This is a genomic window from Pseudoalteromonas sp. NZS37, from assembly GCF_015864265.1.
Taxonomy (GTDB): Bacteria; Pseudomonadota; Gammaproteobacteria; order Enterobacterales; family Alteromonadaceae; genus Pseudoalteromonas; species Pseudoalteromonas arctica.
This window is the reverse complement of the sequence record NZ_JADYXL010000009.1, coordinates 16,640-37,427: the sequence shown is the minus strand read 5'-3', so window position 1 is coordinate 37,427 and position 20,788 is coordinate 16,640. Positions and strand designations below refer to the sequence as shown.

General features: G+C 40.7%; 19 protein-coding genes. 5 read left to right on the top strand and 14 right to left on the bottom strand.

Annotated features, from left to right (window positions below):
- Positions 1-11 precede the first annotated feature (11 nt).
- Genes cydX through cydC form a run of 3 tightly spaced genes read left to right on the top strand, consistent with a single transcriptional unit; the run spans position 12 to position 3,697 of the window.
- Positions 12-176: a cytochrome bd-I oxidase subunit CydX gene (gene cydX / locus I6F47_RS15945; protein ID WP_002958303.1), complete on the top strand. Its 165-nt coding sequence runs from the start codon at positions 12-14 to the stop codon at positions 174-176.
- Positions 166-1,959: a thiol reductant ABC exporter subunit CydD gene (gene cydD / locus I6F47_RS15940; protein ID WP_197184177.1), complete on the top strand. Its 1,794-nt coding sequence runs from the start codon at positions 166-168 to the stop codon at positions 1,957-1,959. Before cydX ends, cydD begins: the two co-directional genes overlap by 11 nt.
- Positions 1,952-3,697: a thiol reductant ABC exporter subunit CydC gene (gene cydC / locus I6F47_RS15935; RefSeq protein WP_197184176.1), complete on the top strand. Its 1,746-nt coding sequence runs from the start codon at positions 1,952-1,954 to the stop codon at positions 3,695-3,697. The genes cydD and cydC overlap by 8 nt, the downstream gene beginning before the upstream one ends.
- Here cydC and I6F47_RS15930 read toward each other — a convergent pair.
- The 14 genes from I6F47_RS15930 to rpsB all read right to left on the bottom strand — a co-directional run bounded on the left by I6F47_RS15930 (position 3,680) and on the right by rpsB (position 17,040).
- Positions 3,680-4,072, bottom strand: coding sequence for a septal ring lytic transglycosylase RlpA family protein (locus I6F47_RS15930; protein ID WP_197184175.1), 393 nt, complete (start codon positions 4,070-4,072; stop codon positions 3,680-3,682). The genes cydC and I6F47_RS15930 overlap by 18 nt on opposite strands.
- Positions 4,073-4,218: 146 nt before the next feature.
- Positions 4,219-4,989, bottom strand: a complete 771-nt coding sequence (gene lpxA, locus I6F47_RS15925) for an acyl-ACP--UDP-N-acetylglucosamine O-acyltransferase (protein ID WP_007580998.1) — start codon at positions 4,987-4,989, stop codon at positions 4,219-4,221.
- 2 nt (positions 4,990-4,991) lie between these two features.
- The gene (fabZ, locus tag I6F47_RS15920; RefSeq protein WP_007580997.1) at positions 4,992-5,444 is read right to left on the bottom strand and encodes a 3-hydroxyacyl-ACP dehydratase FabZ; all 453 of its coding nucleotides are present in this window, start codon (positions 5,442-5,444) and stop codon (positions 4,992-4,994) included.
- A gap of 26 nt (positions 5,445-5,470) precedes the next feature.
- Positions 5,471-6,493 (bottom strand): UDP-3-O-(3-hydroxymyristoyl)glucosamine N-acyltransferase, encoded by a 1,023-nt coding sequence (gene lpxD / locus I6F47_RS15915; RefSeq protein ID WP_007580995.1) that lies wholly within the window; start codon positions 6,491-6,493, stop codon positions 5,471-5,473.
- Between the two features lie 7 nt (positions 6,494-6,500).
- A complete protein-coding gene (locus I6F47_RS15910; protein WP_007580993.1) occupies positions 6,501-7,019 on the bottom strand; it encodes an OmpH family outer membrane protein in 519 nt (172 codons plus the stop codon).
- Positions 7,020-7,030: 11 nt separating this feature from the next.
- Positions 7,031-9,502: an outer membrane protein assembly factor BamA gene (gene bamA / locus I6F47_RS15905; protein WP_007580991.1), complete on the bottom strand. Its 2,472-nt coding sequence runs from the start codon at positions 9,500-9,502 to the stop codon at positions 7,031-7,033.
- A gap of 96 nt (positions 9,503-9,598) precedes the next feature.
- Entirely contained in the window at positions 9,599-10,951 is a 1,353-nt protein-coding gene (gene rseP / locus I6F47_RS15900) for a sigma E protease regulator RseP (protein ID WP_010553745.1), read from the bottom strand.
- A gap of 1 nt (position 10,952) precedes the next feature.
- The gene (ispC, locus tag I6F47_RS15895; protein ID WP_024590724.1) at positions 10,953-12,158 is read right to left on the bottom strand and encodes a 1-deoxy-D-xylulose-5-phosphate reductoisomerase; all 1,206 of its coding nucleotides are present in this window, start codon (positions 12,156-12,158) and stop codon (positions 10,953-10,955) included.
- Complete coding sequence (locus I6F47_RS15890; protein ID WP_007580986.1) at positions 12,155-13,021, bottom strand: phosphatidate cytidylyltransferase; 867 nt, start codon at positions 13,019-13,021, stop codon at positions 12,155-12,157. Before I6F47_RS15890 ends, ispC begins: the two co-directional genes overlap by 4 nt.
- Before the next feature lie 19 nt (positions 13,022-13,040).
- Entirely contained in the window at positions 13,041-13,820 is a 780-nt protein-coding gene (locus I6F47_RS15885; protein WP_007580985.1) for an isoprenyl transferase, read from the bottom strand.
- A gap of 58 nt (positions 13,821-13,878) precedes the next feature.
- Positions 13,879-14,400, bottom strand: coding sequence for a ribosome recycling factor (frr, locus tag I6F47_RS15880; protein ID WP_206008562.1), 522 nt, complete (start codon positions 14,398-14,400; stop codon positions 13,879-13,881).
- A gap of 49 nt (positions 14,401-14,449) precedes the next feature.
- Complete coding sequence (gene pyrH, locus I6F47_RS15875; protein ID WP_007580982.1) at positions 14,450-15,199, bottom strand: UMP kinase; 750 nt, start codon at positions 15,197-15,199, stop codon at positions 14,450-14,452.
- Between the two features lie 157 nt (positions 15,200-15,356).
- Positions 15,357-16,208, bottom strand: coding sequence for a translation elongation factor Ts (tsf, locus tag I6F47_RS15870; RefSeq protein ID WP_007580981.1), 852 nt, complete (start codon positions 16,206-16,208; stop codon positions 15,357-15,359).
- 103 nt (positions 16,209-16,311) lie between these two features.
- Positions 16,312-17,040: a 30S ribosomal protein S2 gene (gene rpsB, locus I6F47_RS15865; RefSeq protein ID WP_007580978.1), complete on the bottom strand. Its 729-nt coding sequence runs from the start codon at positions 17,038-17,040 to the stop codon at positions 16,312-16,314.
- A 271-nt stretch (positions 17,041-17,311) separates the two neighbouring features.
- Here rpsB and map point away from each other — a divergent pair, with 271 nt between their 5' ends.
- Positions 17,312-18,097: a type I methionyl aminopeptidase gene (gene map, locus I6F47_RS15860; protein ID WP_007580976.1), complete on the top strand. Its 786-nt coding sequence runs from the start codon at positions 17,312-17,314 to the stop codon at positions 18,095-18,097.
- Between the two features lie 66 nt (positions 18,098-18,163).
- A complete protein-coding gene (gene glnD / locus I6F47_RS15855) occupies positions 18,164-20,782 on the top strand; it encodes a [protein-PII] uridylyltransferase (protein ID WP_197184174.1) in 2,619 nt (872 codons plus the stop codon).
- Positions 20,783-20,788: the final 6 nt, after the last annotated feature.

The following is a 20,788-nucleotide window of genomic DNA, read 5'->3' as shown; positions in this document are numbered from 1 at the left end:
GAGACTAAACTATGTGGTATTTCGCTTGGATTTTAGGTGTACTTTTGGCCTGTACCTTAGGTGTAATAAATGTAATGTGGTACGAATTTCATCAAAATAAAAACAGCATTGCTGATGATGAACAAGCCATGCACGATTTATTAAACGATGCTAACAACACAAAAGATGACGACTAACCCCCGACCAGATCGCGCGCAGCAGCAATCACTGCGCGCTTTTTTAAAGCGTCAAAGTAAACCCGCTGCAGTGTGGTTAAAGTTAAGCATTGCACTGGGTACTTTTAACGCATTACTGATGATTGCAGGTGCTTATTTACTTGCGCAAACTATTCACAACGTTATGTTTGAAGGTAATAATTTAGCCCAAGTTACTCATCTATTATGGCCCTTAGCAGGCATTATTTTATTGCGCGCGGTGTTTTTAGCATTAAGCGAACGCTTGAGTGCATATGCTGCACTTAAAATAAAATCGGCTATGCGCCAAACACTTCTAAATAAGCTCAGCTTACTTGGCCCAAGCTATATCGAACAACACGGCCAAGGCGCTACATTAAATACCCTACATAATGGCGTAGAAGCACTCCACGACTATTATGCTAAATACCTACCTGGTGCTGCTTACAGCGCGCTTATTCCGCTGGCAATATTGGTTGTTATTTTTCCGACAGATTATAAAGCTGGGCTGATATTTTTATTAACCGCCCCGCTCATTCCTTTTTTTATGATTTTAGTAGGCTCTAAAGCCGAAGCTTTAAACCAAAAACGCTGGAAGCAACTTGCTGTACTGGGCAATTACTTTTTTGACCGCGTACAAGGTTTAACTCAACTCAAGCTATTTAATGCAACACGTACCGAGCTTAAACAAATAGCTAAAATTTCAGATGATTTTAGACACGCTACACTCGATGTTTTAAAAATCGCGTTTTTATCATCATTTGCACTTGAGTTTTTAGCCACCATTAGCGTGGCATTAGTCGCAGTAATTATTGGTTTTAGACTGTTTTTTGGCACTCTTGATTTTGCTACTGGCTTTGTAGTGCTACTTTTAGCGCCTGAATTTTATTTACCACTGCGCCAGCTAGGTAGCCATTACCATGCACGTTTACAAGGCATTAGTGCAGCTGCCGATATGGTTGCGATTTTAAATGCACCACTGCCAAGTGACGAAAATGCGTCAGCGACTACAAACACGCCTGAAAACAAATTAACTTTCAATGCAATTAACTCCTTAAGTATTACCGACCTTAATTTTATATACCCAGATAGTAACGAAGGCATTAAAAATATAAATTTAACACTGCCAAATAAAGGCTTAATTGCAGTTGTGGGCAGTAGTGGCTCAGGTAAAAGTACGTTGTTTGATTGCCTATTAGGGTTTCACCCTGAGGTGATTAACCACCTATCTATTAATGGGCAGAGTTTAAGCACAACCGATATTACTTACCTGCAAAATAACATTGCATGGATACCACAAAAAGCGACGCTGTTTTACGACACCATTGCTGCCAACATTAAATTGGCCAAACCAACTGCCACACAGCAAGAGCTTGAACATGCTGCAAAGCAAGCTGGTGTGCTTGAATTTATAAATACCCTACCCGATGGTTTTAACACACTGATAGGTGAGCAAGGGGAAGGGCTTTCTGGCGGACAAAAGCAACGCATCGCACTCGCACGTGCATTCATAAAACAAGCACCAGTTTTAGTGCTTGATGAGCCTACAGCACACCTTGATAGCCAAACAGAGCTGCTTATTCAAGATGCTATTAATGAATACGCTAAAAATAACTTAGTATTAGTCATTGCTCATCGATTAAATACCGTTAAACATGCCAGCAATATCATTGTTATGCACGATGGGAAAATAGCTGAGCAAGGTCACTTTGAAACACTTGCAGCGCAAAATGGTGCATTTGCTGATTTATTAAAAACGGCTAAACAAGGGGTTGCGCATGCATAATTTTATTCGCTTATTAAAGCTTTGTGCTCCTCATTATAAAGCTATGCTATTGGGTACATTTTTAGCAACGATTACGGTATTAGCTAATGTGGGCTTGTTGGCTATTTCTGGCTGGTTTTTAGCGTCAATGGCGGCTGCAGGTCTTGCGGGCGTGCAAATGAACTACTTTACTCCAGCAGGAACGATTCGGTTTTTAGCAATTGTACGAACTGCATCGCGCTATGGCGAACGCCTAGTTACTCATAACGCCACATTTTTATTACTAAGTGAAATACGTACCAATGTCTTTGCAACGTTAAGTAAGCTTAACAATGTTGATTTAGCAATGAGCCGCAGCGCTGATCTAGTTAACCGATTACAAAACGATGTAGACGCACTCGACAAGTTTTATTTAAACGTTTTACTTCCTATGCTAGTCGCTCTTTTAAGTGTGCCAATCATCATGCTGTTTATGTCGGCCTATAATGGCAACGTCGCCCTTATTTGCTTTATTGGCATTATACTTATTGGTGTGGTTATACCTGCCCTACTCAGCGCAAAGCTCACTAAAAACAGCCACAAAGAAACACAACTTAGTGCACAACTTCGCTCTGAGCTTTCAGATACACTCACAGGCCTTAGAGAGCTTAGTATTTATCAAGCCCGTTCGCAGCAGCTTAATAAGTGCGACGAATTAAGCGAGCAGTACAATCAGCAATTATTTATTCGCCACAAAGCACTAGCAAACTCAGATGGGTTAAGCTTGTTGGTTGTTCAATTAGCCATGCTTGCTAGCATAGTAACCATAGTCCCACTGGTTTACACCAACAGTATGGTAAATGTAGAACTTGCTATGTTAAGTTTATTTGTACTGGCAAGCTTTGAAAGTGTATTGCTACTACCCAATGCGTTTATAGAGCTTCCTAGTGTATTAAAAGCAGCAGAGCGATTGTTTACACTTGAAGATAAAGCCGCTAGCTCACAAGTTAAAGATACACATGTAGACGTTGATAAAAGCTTTAGCGCGCAAAACTACACGTTAGCACTTAACAATATTAGCTACCAATATGGTGAGCAAACAGCGCTTACTAATATCAGTTTTGAGCTAATGCCCCAGCAAAAAGTAGCGATTGTAGGTAGAAGCGGCAGCGGTAAAACAACGCTTGTAAATCTACTTACTGGTTTATGGCCTTTACAACAAGGCAGCATAACGCTAAATAATCAAAATAGCGTTGTTGACTTACATTCGTTAAATAATGATATACGCGCAAGTGTGATAAATATATTAGCTCAGCAGCACCATATTTTTGATGGCACACTGAGTGAAAATTTACGTTATGCCGCGCCAAATGCAACTAAAGAGCAAATGATTGAAGCGCTCTCATTAGCGCAATTAAGCCCATGGTTTAATGAACTAAAAGTAGGTTTAAAAACACGATTAGGCACTGGCGGGCGTAATGTGTCGCAAGGTCAGTCTAGACGTATAGCTATTGCACAAGCATTACTTAAAAGTCCGGCTATTTTAGTTCTTGATGAACCAACAGAAGGTCTTGATAATCAGTCTAAGCAAGGGGTAATGCAAGCAATAATGCATGTTATGAATAACGCGAGCGTGCTCACAATTACGCATGATCCCGCTCTACTTGCTCAAATGGATAATGTTGTATGGTTGGAAGGCGGAAAAGTAGTCGCACAAGGCTCTCATAAAGAACTCAGTGGGGCTTATCCTGCTTATGTTGCGCTAACTACCCGGTTTTAAAACCTTTATAGACACGTCGATAACGCCGACTTTTGGGTCGGCTATCTTTTTAAACATACTTTTTGATAAATCAATAATACGACCTCGCACATACGGGCCTCTATCGTTAATTCTTACCGTGACTGATTTGTTATTGGCTAGATTAGTAACAACCACCGTAGTACCAAAATCGAATTCTAAATGGGCTGCCGTGGCGGCTTGTTGACTAAAGCGCTCTCCGTTGGCGGTTGTTCTTCCGTGGTATTTATCAGCATAAAAAGATGCTTTCCCAACTTGAGTGATTTCTCCAGCAGATGATTTAACAATAGGCTGGCTACTACAAGCGGCTAAAACTGAAGTAATAAAAAGAGTGAGAACTAACTTAGGTAAACGCATAGGACGGCTTTTATTATATAAATTACCCGCATACTAACTCAAGTACCCTGAGTATTAACTGAATTAGCTTTAAGCAGGGCAATAAAAAACCACCTTCGATTTATCATCTAGGGTGGTTTTTTTAATGCTTAAAGCAAACCCGCGAATTATCTTACGATGCCGCGCTCTGAGTTTTTAACAAAGTCGACCATCAATTTCACAGCAGGATACTTTGCGGCATCTTCACTAAGCGACTCAATAGCTTCTTCAGCACCTAAGCTTTTACGATAAAATGCTTTGTATGCACGGCGTACAGCCATAATTTCATCACTTTCGAAACCACGACGCTTCATGCCTTCTTTATTGATAGCTGCAGGACCTGCAGGCATACCAATGGTAGTAACAAATGGTGGTACATCTTTGTTAACACCTGAATACATACCAATAAAGGCATGTGCACCAATTTTACAAAACTGATGAACACCCGAATTACCACCAAGGATAACCCAATCGCCTACATGTACATGGCCGGCCACACTTGCGTTGTTAGCAAAAATTACGTTATCGCCAATTACCGCGTCATGTGCAACGTGTGTATAAGCCATAAACAAATTATTACTACCAATTTTAGTAACACCTTGGTCTTGAATCGTACCACGGTGAATAGTGGCACATTCACGGATAACGTTGTTATCACCCATGATTAAAGTGGTTGGCTCGTTGTTGTATTTTTTGTCTTGGCAGGCTTCACCCACAGACGCAAACTGAAAAATATGATTGCCAGAGCCAATAGTTGACGGCCCTTTAACAACAACGTGAGACTCAATAATACAGTTATCACCGATAACAACATCATTGCCAATATAACTATACGGACCAACTGAGACATTGTTGCCTAGTTTAGCGCCAGGTTCGATTATTGCTGTAGAATGGATCACTATTAAAACTCTCTTCTCGCACACATAATTTCGGCACTACACACTATTTTGCCGTCGACTCTAGCTTCTGCAGCAAACTTCCAAATGTTGCGACGTTCTTTTAAAAACTCAACATGAAGATGCATTGTATCACCAGGAATTACAGGTTGTTTAAAACGTGCGTTATCAACAGCAGCAAACAAATACAATTCGTTTTCGCTACGATTTTCTACTGTTTTAAAACCTAATAAACCCGTTGCTTGCGCCATTGATTCTAATATTAGCACACCAGGAAAAATTGGCTGATTTGGAAAGTGCCCAGTAAAAATTGGTTCATTTATAGAAACATTTTTAATAGCATGTAAAGACTTGCCAGGTGTAAAATCAATAACACGATCAATTAATAGCATCGGGTAACGGTGCGGTAATAAACTTAAAATTTCTTGAATATCAAGGCTATTTAATTCGTTTGCCAAAATAGCATCCTTATTAGTGTTCAACGTTATGACTTAGCCAATGCTTCAAGCGCTTTAAGACGAGATTTCATGTCTGAAAGGTTACGCAAGTGAGCTATTGATTTACGCCATTCTTTGTTTGTTGTATGGGGCATACCAGATGAGTAAATACCTGGTTCGGTGATTGATTTTGTCACCATACTCATGCCGGTAATTATAACACCATCACATACAGACATGTGACCATTAATTGCAACCATGCCACCAATTTGACAGTTCTTGCCAATGGTAACGCTTCCTGCAAGTACAGTGCAGCCCGCTATTGCGGTGCCTGAATTAACTTCAACGTTGTGCGCTATTTGACACTGATTATCGATAATAACATTGCTATGAATGATGGTATTGTCCAGTGCACCACGATCAATTGTCGTACTTGCACCAATTTCAACTTTGTTGCCTATGATCACTGAACCAAGCTGAGGTATCTTAACCCACTGCCCGCGCTCATTTGCATAGCCAAACCCATCACTACCTACAACACTATTTGCTTGAAACAAACAATCTGAACCAATTTCAACATCGTGATAAATAGTCACACTAGGCCAAAGCTTAGTGCCAGAACCTATTTTAACACGTTCCCCGATAAAACTGTTCGGACCAATTTGCGCGTTGTCACCTATCACTGCATGAGCTTCAATGACTGCGTTAGCACCAATAGCGGCGCTATCACTAACAATCGCTGTTGAATGAACAGTTGCACTTGGATGAATACCCGTCGAGGCTGAGCGTGGTGTTGTATCCATAAATTGCGCTAATTTTGCGTAACTTACATACGGATTAGCAACAATAATTTTGCTGCCACTAAAGTACTCTGCATCGGCTTGGCTTACTATTACAGCACTCGCTTGAGTAGTTTCAAGTTGCGATCGATATTTTGAGTTCGCTAAAAATGCAATATGCCCAGAATGGGCATTTGCAAGTGTCGCTATTTTTTTTATTTCTAAAGCGCCATCACCCTGAAGTTCGGCGCCTAGAAGTTCCGCAATTTGCGAAAGCGTATAATTTTGCATAGAGTGATTATTTCTTACTAACAGCGGCTACAACTTTAGATGAAAGATCAGTCACTTCTTTAGGGTTAAAGTAAATAGTAGTGTCTTTTACTTTAACTTCGTCGAAGTCGCCGTCTTTAGCAATCTCTTCAATTGTTTTGATGATTACACCTTGAACTTTAGCAAGCTCTTGGTTTTGACGCGCTTTAATCTCTTGCTCTAAAGGGCGACCTTGTTCAGCAAGATTTTTTTGCATGCCTTGAATTTTTTCACGCAGAGTATCTTTTTGAGCTTGGCTCATCGTTGTACTTTCACGTTTAAATTTTTCAGCTTCAAAACGAATATCGCCTTGTAACTTTTCAAGCTCTTGACGACGTTCAGCAAACTCAGTTTGTAAAGACTGTTCAATTTTAGCCATTTGAGGAATTTGCTTGTAGATTTCCTGCATATCAACAATACCTACTTTGTGTGCAAATGCATTCACAGAAGTACCCATCATTAACGTTGCTAAAACTGCTACAGCTGTTGATTTAAATAATTTTTTCACAAAAAACTCCTTTAGAAAGTGTTACTAATGTTAAAGCTGATGGTTTTCGTATCGTCATCTTCTTCTTTTTGCAATGGATACGCAAAACTGATCAGCATTGGACCCATTGGAGAGATCCATTGTAATGAAAGACCGGTTGAAACCCTAAAACGCATTGGGTCTGAATAGTCATCTAATTTAGCACGTTCATCAACGCCTAAGTTTTGATAGCGGTCTACGTTAAACTCAGTATCCCATACGTTTGCAGCATCAACAAAGAAGCTAGTACGTACAGAGCTGGTATTTTCTTCATCTAAGAATGGTGTAGGAACAATTAGCTCCATACCTGCCACTGCTTTAGCATTACCACCAATACGACCTTGTGGCACTAGAATATCAAATTCTGATGCACCACCAATGCTACCGGTTGTAGTACCGTCTGCACCTGGCGTACCCGGAATAGACTGCGGTATACGCGACACAGCACGTGGTAATATTGTATTACGGTCAAAGCCACGTAGTTCCATTTCCGTTATACGGAAGTACTCTTGGAATGGAAGTGTTTGCTCATACCCGTTTGTAGAACCATAACCATTACCATAACCAAGTGCTGCACGCGTCGAGAATACCCAACGGTGGTCATTTGATATAGGCCAGTAAAAACGCGAATCGTAGTTCAGTTTAAAGTACTGAAGATCTGAGTTAGGCGTTGTTGCTGTTAAGTTTAGAGTTTGACGCGAACCCGCTGTTGGGAATAAACCACGGTTAACGGTGATACGCGACCAGCCAACACTCAGCTCATACTTAGTAAAGTCAAAGCCTGCATCTGGGTTATCTGGATCTAAGAATGTTTCACGAAGTACACGCGTTTGCTCGTACTCTGCAATATCCGAAAGCTCTTCTTTAATCCAACGGGCGCCAAAGTTAACACGATTTACAGCATCAATCGGAAAACCAATATTTGTGCCTAAACCATAACTTTTCGATTTATATTCAACAAGACTGAATTTACTTGCATCGTAGTTTCTGTAAAAGATGCTACTGCCTTGCGATACACCATCTGGCGTAAAGTATGGGTCTGTGTACGATAAGCTTAAGCTTTCAGAACCTGTAGACGTATTAAGGTTTAAACCAATTTGGTTACCTGTGCCTAAAAAGTTAGATTCTGTTACACCAATATTAAACTGCAGACCTAAGTAAGAACCATAAGCAAGACCAGCATTAAAGCTACCTGCAGATTGCTCTTTTACAGTAAAGTCTACATCTACTTGGTCATCCACACCGGGTACAGGCACTACGTTAAAATCAACAGTTTCCATGTAAGGTAGGCGTTGAATTTGCAGTTTTGAACGCTCAAGGTTTTGATTAGATAACCATGCGCCTTCAAGTTGTGTCATTTCACGACGAAGTACTTCATCTGCCGTATTTTGGTTGCCACCAACAATAATACGACGAACGTATACACGCTTACCTGGGTTAACCGATAGTGTTAATTGTACTTCTTGCTTTTCGTCGTCAATTTCTGGAATTGTACGCACTTCAGCATTAGCGTAACCAAAACGTGCTAAGTAGCTTTTAATAAACTCTTCAGATGAAGTAACTACAGAACCGTTATAAAGCTCACCCGCTCTAAGTGGGATAACACTTTTAATTAAGTCTTCACGGCCAAGCAAGTCACCAATAAAGTCAAAACCTTTAACTTTATATTTTACGCCTTCAGTTAAGTTAGCTGTAACGTAAACTGATTCACGTTCAGGGCTCACTGAAACTTGTGTTGAGTCGATATTAAAACGCAGGTAACCACGGTCTAAATAATAACTACGAATTTTTTCTAAATCGCCTTCAATGGTTTGCTTTTGGTAACGGTCGCTACCCATAAACTGCCACCAAGGTAAATCTTGCTGCGATTCAGCAAGTTTAAGAAGCTCTTCATTAGAAAAAAGTTCATTACCCACTAAGTTAATTTGGCGGATAGAAGCAGCATCACCTTCATCAAACTCTAACTTAAGTTTAACGCGGTTACGTGGCAGCTTAGTAATACTGATATCTACTTTAGCGTTGTATTTACCAATGCTGTGGAAAAACTCAACTAAGCCTTTTTCGATACTATCGATAACGGTTTTATCAAGTGGTTCACCTTGGCGAATATCTTGCTGATCAAGAGACTCATTAAGCTGCTCGTCTTTAATGTCTTTATTGCCTTCAAACTCAATAAAGCTGATGGTAGGACGTTCCGTTACTTTAAAAATAACGTTGTTGCCATCACGAAGTGCTTTTATGTTATCAAAGTGCCCAGAACGATAAAGTGACTTTATTGTTTTTGAAATCGTATAGTCATCAACATTATCGCCTACGTTAATAGGAATATGTGTTAGCGCTGCACCAAGTGCTACGCGCTGCAAACCTTCAACTTTCAGGTCTTCAACAATAAAGGAGTTTTGGCCTAGGGCTGCAAAACTTGCACCCAATAAACTTGTTATTGCCAAATGTTTTTTTATAGCCATTTTATTATCTTTATCCTTTACAACTGTATTACCGCATAACACCTTACTAGTGGTGCTTTACAATCGTGTTCTAATTAGTAATTTGCCACGCTGTAACTACAAACGCGATACATCATTGAACAAAGCGAAACATGTTAGAAAAATGAGCAACAAGGCACCCACTTTAAAACCAAACTCTTGTGTCTTTTCAGAGACCGGCTTTTTACGAAAAAGTTCAATTATGTAATACATTAAGTGTCCGCCATCAAGCACTGGTAAGGGTAATAAATTAAATACACCCAAGTTAACGCTTATTAAGGCTAAAAAGCTTAAAAAGGCCACTAACCCATAGCTTACGCTAGTTCCAGCGCCTACTGCAATGCCCACAGGACCACTTAAATTTTTAACCGAAACCTGGCCTGTAATTAAATTACCAATCATGTCAAAACTGAGTGTAATTAAGCGCCAAGTTTCTTTTGTGCCTCGCACAATACTATCGAGCGGGCCGTAATGCCTTGTCTCTACATAGCCATCAGGCCATTGCTGTACAACAGGAGCAACACCTAAAAAGCCTTGCTCAATACCGTTATTATCAATGCGCCCTTTAGGGGTAACTGTAATGGCTTGTATAGTATCTTGTCTTTTTACACTAAATTGTAAAGATTTGTTAGCTGATTGCGTAATAAGATTAACTAATTGCTGCCAATTGCTTATTGTTTCACCGTTTACAGCCAAAATTGTGTCGTTAACTTGTAAATTAGCGTGTTCTGCGGCTGAGTCTTTAGTTACGGCGGCAATTGTTAAAGTTGCTTGAGGTCTAAATGGCACAATACCTAACGAACTTAATGGTGGTACGTCTCGCTGGTCAAGCTTCCAACCCTCTAAATTAAGCGTTTTAACGCGTGGTTGAAGGTTTTTATCACGAACAATAACTTCAACGCTTTCTTCGCCTAAGTTAGACATAAGCGCAAACGTGGCATCTTGCCATGTCGTTATGTCATCATCACCAATTTTTATAATATGTTGAGAAGGCATAATGCCCGCCTGCTCTGCGCGACTGCCTTCGGTTATGCTGCCAACAACTGGCTTAACCGATTGCACACCTACCATATACATCACCGCAAGAGCAAAAATGGCAAACAAAAAGTTAGCCATTGGTCCCGCAGCAACAATAGCAATACGCGCTTGTACAGATTTAGAGTTAAACGACAAGTGGCGTTGATTTGCTGGTACGTCATCAACTCGCTCATCAAGCATTTTTACATAACCACCTAATGGAATAGCGGCAATCACGTATTCGGTATTATATTTGTCATGCCATTTTAACAGTGGCTTACCAAAACCAATTGAAAAACGCAGCACTTTAACGCCCATTTTTCGTGCAACCCAAAAATGGCCATATTCATGTATGGCCACTAAAATACCAAGCGCTAAAATAAATGAGCCAAGATTCCAAAAAAAATCAAACATATTAATGCGCCACTTTTGTTATAAATTCTGAAGCGCTAATACGCGCTAATTTATCACACTCTAAAATTTCATCTAGGCTTTGCACATTGGTGTAAGTTGCAGCTTCTAGCGTCTGTGCATTTATTTTGTATATATCGGTAAAACCAATTTTACCGTTTAAGAATGCGCCCACAGCTATTTCATTTGCTGCATTAACCGTTGTTGTCGCGCCCTGCCCTGCACTACACGCATCAATCGCTAATTGTAAATTTGGATAACGAGAAAAATCAGGTTTAGTAAACGAAAAATCACAAATGTCAGAGAAGTTTAACGGTTTAACACCCGCATTAATTCGCTCAGGATACGCAAGTGCATGGGCAATTGGCGTGCGCATATCGGGGTTACCCATTTGCGCTAAAATAGAACCATCGTGGTACTGCACCATTGAATGAATAATACTTTGCGGATGAATAACTACATCAATATCACTAGCATCACAATTGAATAACCACTTAGCTTCAATAAACTCTAAGCCTTTGTTCATCATAGTTGCGGAATCTACTGATATTTTTTGTCCCATCGACCAGTTAGGGTGTGCAACGGCTTCACTTACGGTTACATCTTTTAACGTATTTATATCACGCGTTAAAAACGGGCCACCAGAGCCGGTAAGCAAAATTTTACTTACGCCATGTTGCTGTAGTTTTTGATCGCCTTTGGCATTTTGTAACGAAGAAGGTAGGCATTGAAAAATTGCATTATGTTCGCTATCTATTGGCAGCAAAGTGGCTTTATGTTGTTTAACTTTATCAATAAACAACTGACCTGACATAACTAAAGATTCTTTATTAGCTAGTAGTACTTTTTTACCCGCTTCAACAGCACTTAATGTGGGTAGTAAACCAGCTGCACCTACAATTGCCGACATTACAATGTCAACATCAGGATGAGCACATAAGTCACTCATTGCTTGCTCACCGTGCATAACAAGAGTTTGGCACTGAGTATTAGCTAAATACGCAGATAATTGCTCTGCGGCCTGCTGGTTAGCCATAATCGCATAAAGCGGTTCATGTTCAATACACAACTCCGCCATTTTCTTTGCATTTTGTCCTGCAGCCAAAACAAAAACATCAAATAACTCTTTATTGCGCGACACAACATCAAGTGTACTTAAACCAATTGAGCCCGTTGCGCCTAAAATAACCAGCAATTGCTTTTGGCTCATAAACTAAGAGTCCACGCATAGCACATAACAAACATTGGAGCAGCAGCCGTTAAGCTGTCAATTCTATCTAAAATACCGCCGTGTCCTGGTAAACATCGACCGCTATCTTTTAAACCAGCTTCACGTTTAAACATGCTTTCCAGTAAATCACCTACCGCAGAAAACAACGCAATAAATGCTGTCATTATCGCGTACACAGGCCATACAACTAAATCAACATCGGTAAAGTGACAAAATGCTAATACAAAAATAATAGAAGCGACTACACCGCCTGCTAACCCTTCAATTGTTTTATTAGGGCTTACTTTAGGCATTAACTTATGTTTACCAAAACTTTTACCCGTAAAGTAAGCACCCACATCTGCGCTCCATACAATACCGAGTACCACTAAAATTAGCACCGAACCAAAATGAGTTGATTCAGCATATTGCGCGCTACGTAGTGTATTTAGTGCAAGCCATAACGGCACAAGCGTTAATAATCCTGCAATGCCGCGCATAACTAGGCCTTCATTCCACGCTTTAGCCATTTCTGGGTAGCGCCAAATTAAATAGCTAGCAACAATCCACCAAGCAAACGAAAGCGTAAATACGTAATTTGCATCACCGACTAGCTTGCCATTTTCCCATAATGATTCAATAGGCCAATGTAAATTAAGCAAGGCAAGTAAAGCGCCAATAAACACAACAAAGGCAGCACGTTTAAGCTTGTCGCAAAGGCCCATAAATGCAGACCATTCCCATGCGCCTAATAATACAATTGCACCAGCAAAGTAACTAAATAACGTAAGCGGTGTATAAAAAACCAAAGCCAATGCTAATGGAGCTAGCACTAGAGAGGTTAAAATTCGTTGTTTTAACAAAATGTGACCCTTATTCTATTTAGGTTTGAGCGAGTAATTGTTTTATTTGTTCGCCCGTACAACCAAAACGTCGCTCTCTGGCAACGTAACACGCAATGGCCTCAGCAAATGCTGCTTCATTAAAATCTGGCCAAAGTGTCTCGGTAAAGTAAAGTTCTGCATAAGCAACTTGCCATAGTAAAAAATTACTAATACGAACATCGCCACCAGTGCGAATAAGTAAATCAGGTTCTGCCTGATCTGCCATGCTCATATGCTGTGCTAAGCGCTCTTCTGTAATATCTTCTGCGTTTAGTGTGCCCTGCGCAACTTGCAAAGCAAGTTGTTTTGCCGCATTGGCAACATCCCAACGACCACCGTAATTAGCTGCAACATTTAAACGCAACCCGGTGTTATTTTCAGTCAGCTTATGCGCAGCGTCTACCTTGCTACGTAATCCTTCAGAAAATCGTGATAAGTCTCCAATAATGGTCAGTTTTACATTGTTTTTATGAAGCTTTTTAACTTCCTTTGTTAAAACAAATAAGAAAAGCTCCATTAAAGTGTTTACTTCGTCTTCAGGGCGGCGCCAGTTTTCACTACTAAAAGCAAATAAGGTTAACGATTGTATCCCTAATTTAGTACAAAACTGAACAGATTGACGAACTGCGTCTACGCCTTTTTTATGCCCATACACACGAGGTCTATTTCTAGCTTGCGCCCAACGTCCGTTCCCATCCATGATGATAGCAACATGTTTGGGTAAACATTGCTGTGAAATTGTGTCAGCATCTAGAACCATAAATATCGAGTATTCCATAAAAAAACGCCGCCTAGTATACCCTAGACGGCGTTTCAAAACTAATAATTTTAGTTGCTTAGATTTCCATCAATTCTGTTTCTTTAGCAGCTAATAAAGTATCCATTTCTTTAATAAACTTATCAGTAAGCTTTTGAATCGCATCATCCGATTGACGCGCTTCATCTTCAGATATGTCTTTATCTTTTAATAAACCCTTTACATCGCCATTAGCATCACGACGAATGTTACGAATAGCAACACGACCGCCTTCAACTTCGCCACGTACAATTTTGATTAGGTCTTTACGACGCTCTTCTGTAAGTGGAGGAAGTGGTACGCGAATAACAGTACCTGCCGACATAGGGTTTAAACCTAAATCAGATGCCATAATTGCTTTTTCAACAGCTTGCGCTAAAGACTTATCAAATACACCAATAGCAAGTGTACGAGAATCTTCAATTGTTACGTTAGCAACTTGGTTTAAAGGCGTTGGTGCACCGTAGTACGACACCATAATGCCATCTAGGATTGCAGGATGTGCACGGCCAGTACGAATTTTAGATAATTGGCTACCTAGTGCAGTTACACTTTTTTGCATGCGCGCTTGCGCGTCTTTTTGAATATCGTTAATCACGGTTTAATCCTAATTATTTGATTATTTCATCTGAGGCTTGTGAAGAAATAAGTGTACCTTCTTCTTCACCCATAATTACGCGTTTTAGCGCGCCTGATTTATTCATGTTAAATACGCTCAATGGCATATTGTGATCGCGGGCTAGAGTAAATGCCGCTAAATCCATAACTTTTAATTCTTTTTCAATGATTTCATTGTAGCTTAAGTGGGTATAAAGCGTCGCATCTGGGTTTTTAACAGGGTCATCACTGTATACGCCATCAACCTTAGTCGCTTTAATTACTGTATCCGCTTCAATTTCGATACCGCGTAAACATGCTGCAGAATCGGTAGTAAAAAATGGGTTACCAGTACCCGCTGCAAAAATAACTACGCGGCCAGTTTTCAATAAACTAATTGCTTCAGCCCAGTTATAAGCGTCACATACACCATTAAGCGGAATAGCCGACATAAGACGACAATTTACAAATGCACGGTGTAGCGCATCACGCATTGCAAGGCCGTTCATAACCGTTGCAAGCATACCCATGTGATCGCCTACTACGCGATTCATACCTGCTTCTGCAAGTGATCCACCGCGTAAAAAGTTACCTCCACCAATAACTAAACCCACTTCTACGTCGAGCTCTACTAGCTCTTTAATTTCTTGTGCCATACGGTCTAAAACTTTAGGATCGATGCCGAAGCCTTCGTCTCCCATTAAAGCTTCACCACTTAATTTGAGAAGAACACGTCTAAAAATAGGTTTGCGATTGATAGTCATAGTATTGGGGCCAACTTTTATTGAATTATGGATAAAAAATAACCGCGCTTATGTTAAACATAAAAGCGCGGTTATTTTAAAGAATTTCTAGCTGTGAAGCAAAACCAAATAGTACTTTAATTGCATCTAATTTCATTATCCTTCACAAATAGTAATCTTACTTAGCTTTAGCAGCAGCAATTTGAGCAGCAACTTCAGCAGCAAAATCTTCTTCTTTCTTCTCGATACCTTCACCAACTTCTACACGTACGAAGCTAGTAACTGTTGCGTTTTTCTCTTTAAGAATATCGCCAACAGTTTTCTTAGGCTCCATGATGAAAGCTTGACCAGTAAGAGAAACCTCACCAGTGAATTTTTTCATGCGGCCAACAACCATCTTCTCAGCGATTTCGGCAGGCTTGCCTTCATTCATCGCGATTTCGATTTGTACTTGCTTTTCTTTAGCAACAACATCGGCTGGTACATCTGAAGGTGTTAAATATTCAGGGCTAGATGCAGCAACGTGCATTGCAACGTGCTTAAGTGTTTCTTCATCAGCAACACCCGCAACAACAACACCGATACGATCGCCATGACGGTACTCAACTAGGTTTTCACCAGTTACGTACTGCAGACGACGTACATTGATGTTTTCGCCAATTTTAGTAACTAGCTCAACACGGTCTTCTTCAAACTTAGCTTGTAAGTCTTCGATAGAGATAGTGTCAGCAATTGCAGCGTCAGCAACTTTGTTAGCAAATGCTAAGAAGCTTACGTCTTTTGCAACGAAATCTGTTTGACAGTTAACTTCTACTAGTACTGCAACACCAGCGTTTTGCTTGATGATGATAGTACCTTCAGCAGCAATGTTACCTGCTTTTTTAGCAGCTTTAGCAGCGCCACTTTTACGCATGTTTTCAATCGCTAACTCGATGTCGCCATCAGTCTCAGTTAACGCTTTTTTACAATCCATCATGCCAGCGCCTGTGCGCTCGCGTAATTCTTTAACTAGGGCAGTAGTTACAGCCATTAGTAAATCCTCAAATCTGAAATCAGGTTAGATAAGCGGGTTACCCGCTCGACAAGAATAGCAAGTCTTCACCTTAAAAAGATGAAGACTTGATGACAGCTAATTACTCAGCTTCAACGAAATCGTCTTTCTCAGCTTGAGCAACGATGTTATTCTCGCGACCTTCAGTAATAGCAGCTGCAACAGCGCTAGTGTAAAGGCTTACAGCACGGATAGCATCATCGTTACCAGGTACGATGTAATCAACACCGTCTGGGTTAGAGTTAGTATCTACGATTGCAACAACTGGAATACCTAGGTTGTTTGCTTCACGGATAGCAATGTGCTCGTGGTCAGCATCGATAACGAAAAGCGCGTCTGGAAGACCGCCCATGTTTTTGATACCACCAAGGCTCTTTTCAAGCTTTTCCATTTCGCGGTTAAGCGTTAACGTTTCTTTCTTAGTTAATTTCTCGAAAGTTCCGTCTTGGCTTTGTGCTTCAAGGTCTTTAAGACGCTTGATTGATTGACGTACAGTTTTCCAGTTAGTCAACATACCACCTAACCAACGGTGATTTACGAAGAACTGGTCGCTTTCTAAAGCAGCTGATTTAACTGCGTCGCTTGCTGCGCGCTTAGTACCAACGAAAAGAACTTTACCTTTGTTTGCTGCAGCACTTGATAAAAACTTAAGTGCGTCGTTGAACATTGGTACAGTTTGCTCAAGGTTGATGATATGTACACGGTTACGTGTGCCGAAGATGAAAGGCTTCATCTTAGGGTTCCAGTAACGTGCTTGGTGACCAAAGTGAACACCAGCTTGAAGCATATCGCGCATTGAAACGTTTGCCATTTTATAGATCCTCTATAGTTGTTTAGGGTTAGGCCTCCACATATCCCATAGCACCAACACCGAAGTAATTAAACTTCAAATGCACCCAAGTGTATGTGACGATACGTGTGTGTGTTAAAATAAAATTGTGTTTGCCTTAAATACAAAAAATCATTTAAGAATTTATTTGTAAAAAGACGGCGCGCTTTATACCATATTAAAATTAAATACTCAACGTCGCGTGCAAAATTTGTTCGACGATAAATGTTAAAAACTCAACTTTGGAGCCTCAATGAGCGCTATTATCAAGACCCCTGAAGAAATAGAGAAAATGCGCGTAGCTGGGCGCTTAGCGGCCGATGTACTTGAAATGATCGGCCCTCATGTAGTGCCAGGTGTTACCACCGATGAGCTAAATACACTTTGTCATGATTATATTGTTAATGTGCAACAAGCAATCCCTGCTCCGTTAAATTATCATGGCTTTCCAAAATCAGTTTGTACGTCAGTTAATCATGTTATTTGTCACGGAATTCCAAATGACAAAGCATTAAAAGAAGGCGACAGTGTAAATATCGACGTAACTGTCATTAAAGATGGTTACCACGGCGACACATCTAAAATGTTCCACGTTGGTACACCAAACATTCAAGCTAAGCGTCTTGCAGAAGTAACACAAGAAAGCTTATACCTTGCTATTAAAATGGTAAAACCAGGTGTGCGCTTGGGTGATATTGGCTCAGCAATTCAAAAATATGCAGAGAGCTTTAACTACTCAATTGTACGCGAATATTGCGGCCACGGTATCGGCGCAGGATTTCATGAAGAACCACAAATAATGCATTACGGTAAAGCCGGTACCGGCGAGGCCTTAAAAGCAGGTATGTGTTTAACTATTGAACCTATGGTTAATGCGGGTAAACGCCAATGTAAGCTTCTTAAAGATGATTGGACAGTAGTAACACGCGACCGTAGTTTGTCTGCACAGTGGGAACATACTTTATTAGTGACTGAAAATGGTGTTGAAATTTTAACGCTACGATCAGATGATACTATCGAGCGGATCATAGAACACTAATAAAACCGAAACACTTGATAAGAAAATTCTTATCCGTGTGAAAGGTCCAACAAGGAGCCAGCCCACGTGGCATTACCCAACAAAGTAAAAAAGTTGCTTAGCGATGCAGAGCAACTTAGTGATTATCGCGATTGTTCTAGCTATTTTTATAAATGGTTACATAACGAATTTTCTAAACAACCGGTTGGGAATTTAATTAATGCCCGGGCTGAGTTTATTGACCGCCTACTCATTAAGCTTTTTCATGTTTACGACTTAGCGCGCGAACCTGATTTAGCATTAATAGCGGTAGGCGGATACGGACGTGGTGAGCTACATCCCTACTCCGACATCGACTTTTTATTGCTTGTAACTAAACCGCCAAGCGAAGAAATATGCGAAAAAATAGGCCAGTTTGTCACCATGCTATGGGATCTCAACTTAGAGATTGGTCACAGCGTGCGTACGATAGAACAAGCCATTGAGCAAAAACGTGAAGACGTTACTTTTGCCACCAGCTTGCTCGAAAGCCGCCTTATTTTTGGTAACCACATTGAGTTTGAAAAACTCAAAATGCATATTCTTGAAACGCCAGTATGGCGCTCAGGTGAATTTTTTACTGCCAAAGTTCAAGAACAAAACTTACGCCACAGAAAGTGCCACGGCACCGCGTATAATCTTGAGCCAAACATTAAAGAAAACCCCGGTGGTCTGCGCGACTTACAAACCATTATTTGGGTGGCAAAAAAGCATTTTAGAACCGAAACCCTGCAAGAGTTAATAAGCCACGGATACTTAACTCACGAAGAGTTTCAAGAGCTTTCTGAGTGCCTAGAAAACCTATGGAACATTCGCTTTGCACTGCATTTAGCTGCAGGTCGAGCTGAAAACCGCTTATTGTTTGATCATCAACCGCAAGCCGCCGAAATTTTAGGTTTTGGTAGCGACGGTAAAGCCTCTGTTGAGCGTATGATGAAACGCTTATTTAGAATAATGAGCCGCGTGCGCGAGCTTAACCAAATGCTACTTTCATACTTTGAACAAAGTATAATGCCCGAAAGTAGTGCTGTGGCAGCAATAGAACTCGACAGAAACTTTGAGCAAGTAGGTCATCAAATACGCGTAAAAGATCCGTCGGTATTTTTTAGACGCGACCAACTCTTTGTATTGTTTGAGCACATAGCCGATAACCCAGCAATAACGCATATTTACCCAAGTACTATTCGTACTATTCGCCAAGTGCGCCGTCGTTTATTGGGCGATTTGCAAGATTACGCAGCCTGTCGCGAAGCCTTTTTACGCTTAGTTAAACATCCTAACGGCATGGGCCGCGCATTTACGCTCATGCACAAGCACGGCATGCTTGCCGCCTACTTACCGCAGTGGCGTAATATATTTGGGCAAATGCAGTTTGATTTGTTTCACGCCTACACCGTAGATGAGCACACTCACAAATTAATCAAAAACATTTACGAATATTTTGATAAAACAGGCATTAGCGAGTTTCCTATTTGCAGTGAAATAGTCACTCGAATGGACAAACCAGAGCTACTTTATTTAGCCGGTATATTTCACGACATTGCTAAAGGGCGAGGTGGCGACCACTCAGAACTTGGCGCTGTTGACGCCATTGCATTCGCTAAGTTACATGGTTTTGCGTCATCAGATGGAAAACTAATAGCATGGCTTGTAAGTAATCATTTACTTATGTCTGTTACCGCACAGCGTAAAGACATTAACGATCCTGCTGTAATAAAAGACTTCGCTACACGTGTTAAAACAGAGCGCCAACTCGACTACTTATATTGTTTAACCGTTGCCGACATACGTGCAACCAACGACAACTTATGGAACGATTGGAAAAACACCCTACTGCGTGAGCTCTACTTACACACGCAGCGCGCTTTGCGCCTAGGACTCGAAAACCCAATGGATCAACGCGACCAAATTCGCGATAAAAAGCACCAAGCTAAACAACGCTTAATAAATCTGGGTTATCAAGAGGAAAAAATTGATTTAATTTGGAGCCGCTTTAAAGCCAACTACTTTACCGCCTTTAGCGAACAACAAATATCATGGCAAAGTGAACATTTATTAAGTAGCACAGACTTAAGCCAGCCAAGTGTTGTTGTATCTAACAAAGCTATGCATGGTGGCACACAAGTATTTGTATACAGCCCCTACTCTGGCCCACTGTTTGCCCGATTAGTAAGTGTGATTGGCTCTAAAAAAGCGCAAATACAACACGCGCAAGTACTGACCACAAAAGACGGCTACGTCTTGTTTAGCTTTGTAATACTAGAAGTAAGTGGCGACCCTATTGCAAGTGGTCGAGCGCAATCAATTAAACGCGGGCTTGAGCAAGCTCTGAGCGATCCGCGTAAAAAGATTCGCTTTAAAAAGAGCCGCTCTCAACGCTTTAAAGATTTTAATATTAAACCTAAAATTGTGTTGCGCCCACATGCACGCAAAGACCGTAGCTTAATAGAAATTCAAGCCGTCGATATACAAGGTTTACTAACCAAAATAGCCGAAGTTTTCCAAGCGCATTTACTACACATTCACGCTGCCCGCATTACAACGGTAGGTGAACGTGCCGAGGATTTCTTTGTCGTATCTAATAACGAATACCAAGCGCTGACTGATGAAGAGCAAGCAAAAATTCATCAGGCATTACGTAAAAAATTCAACGCCGAAACAGAATAGAGGACA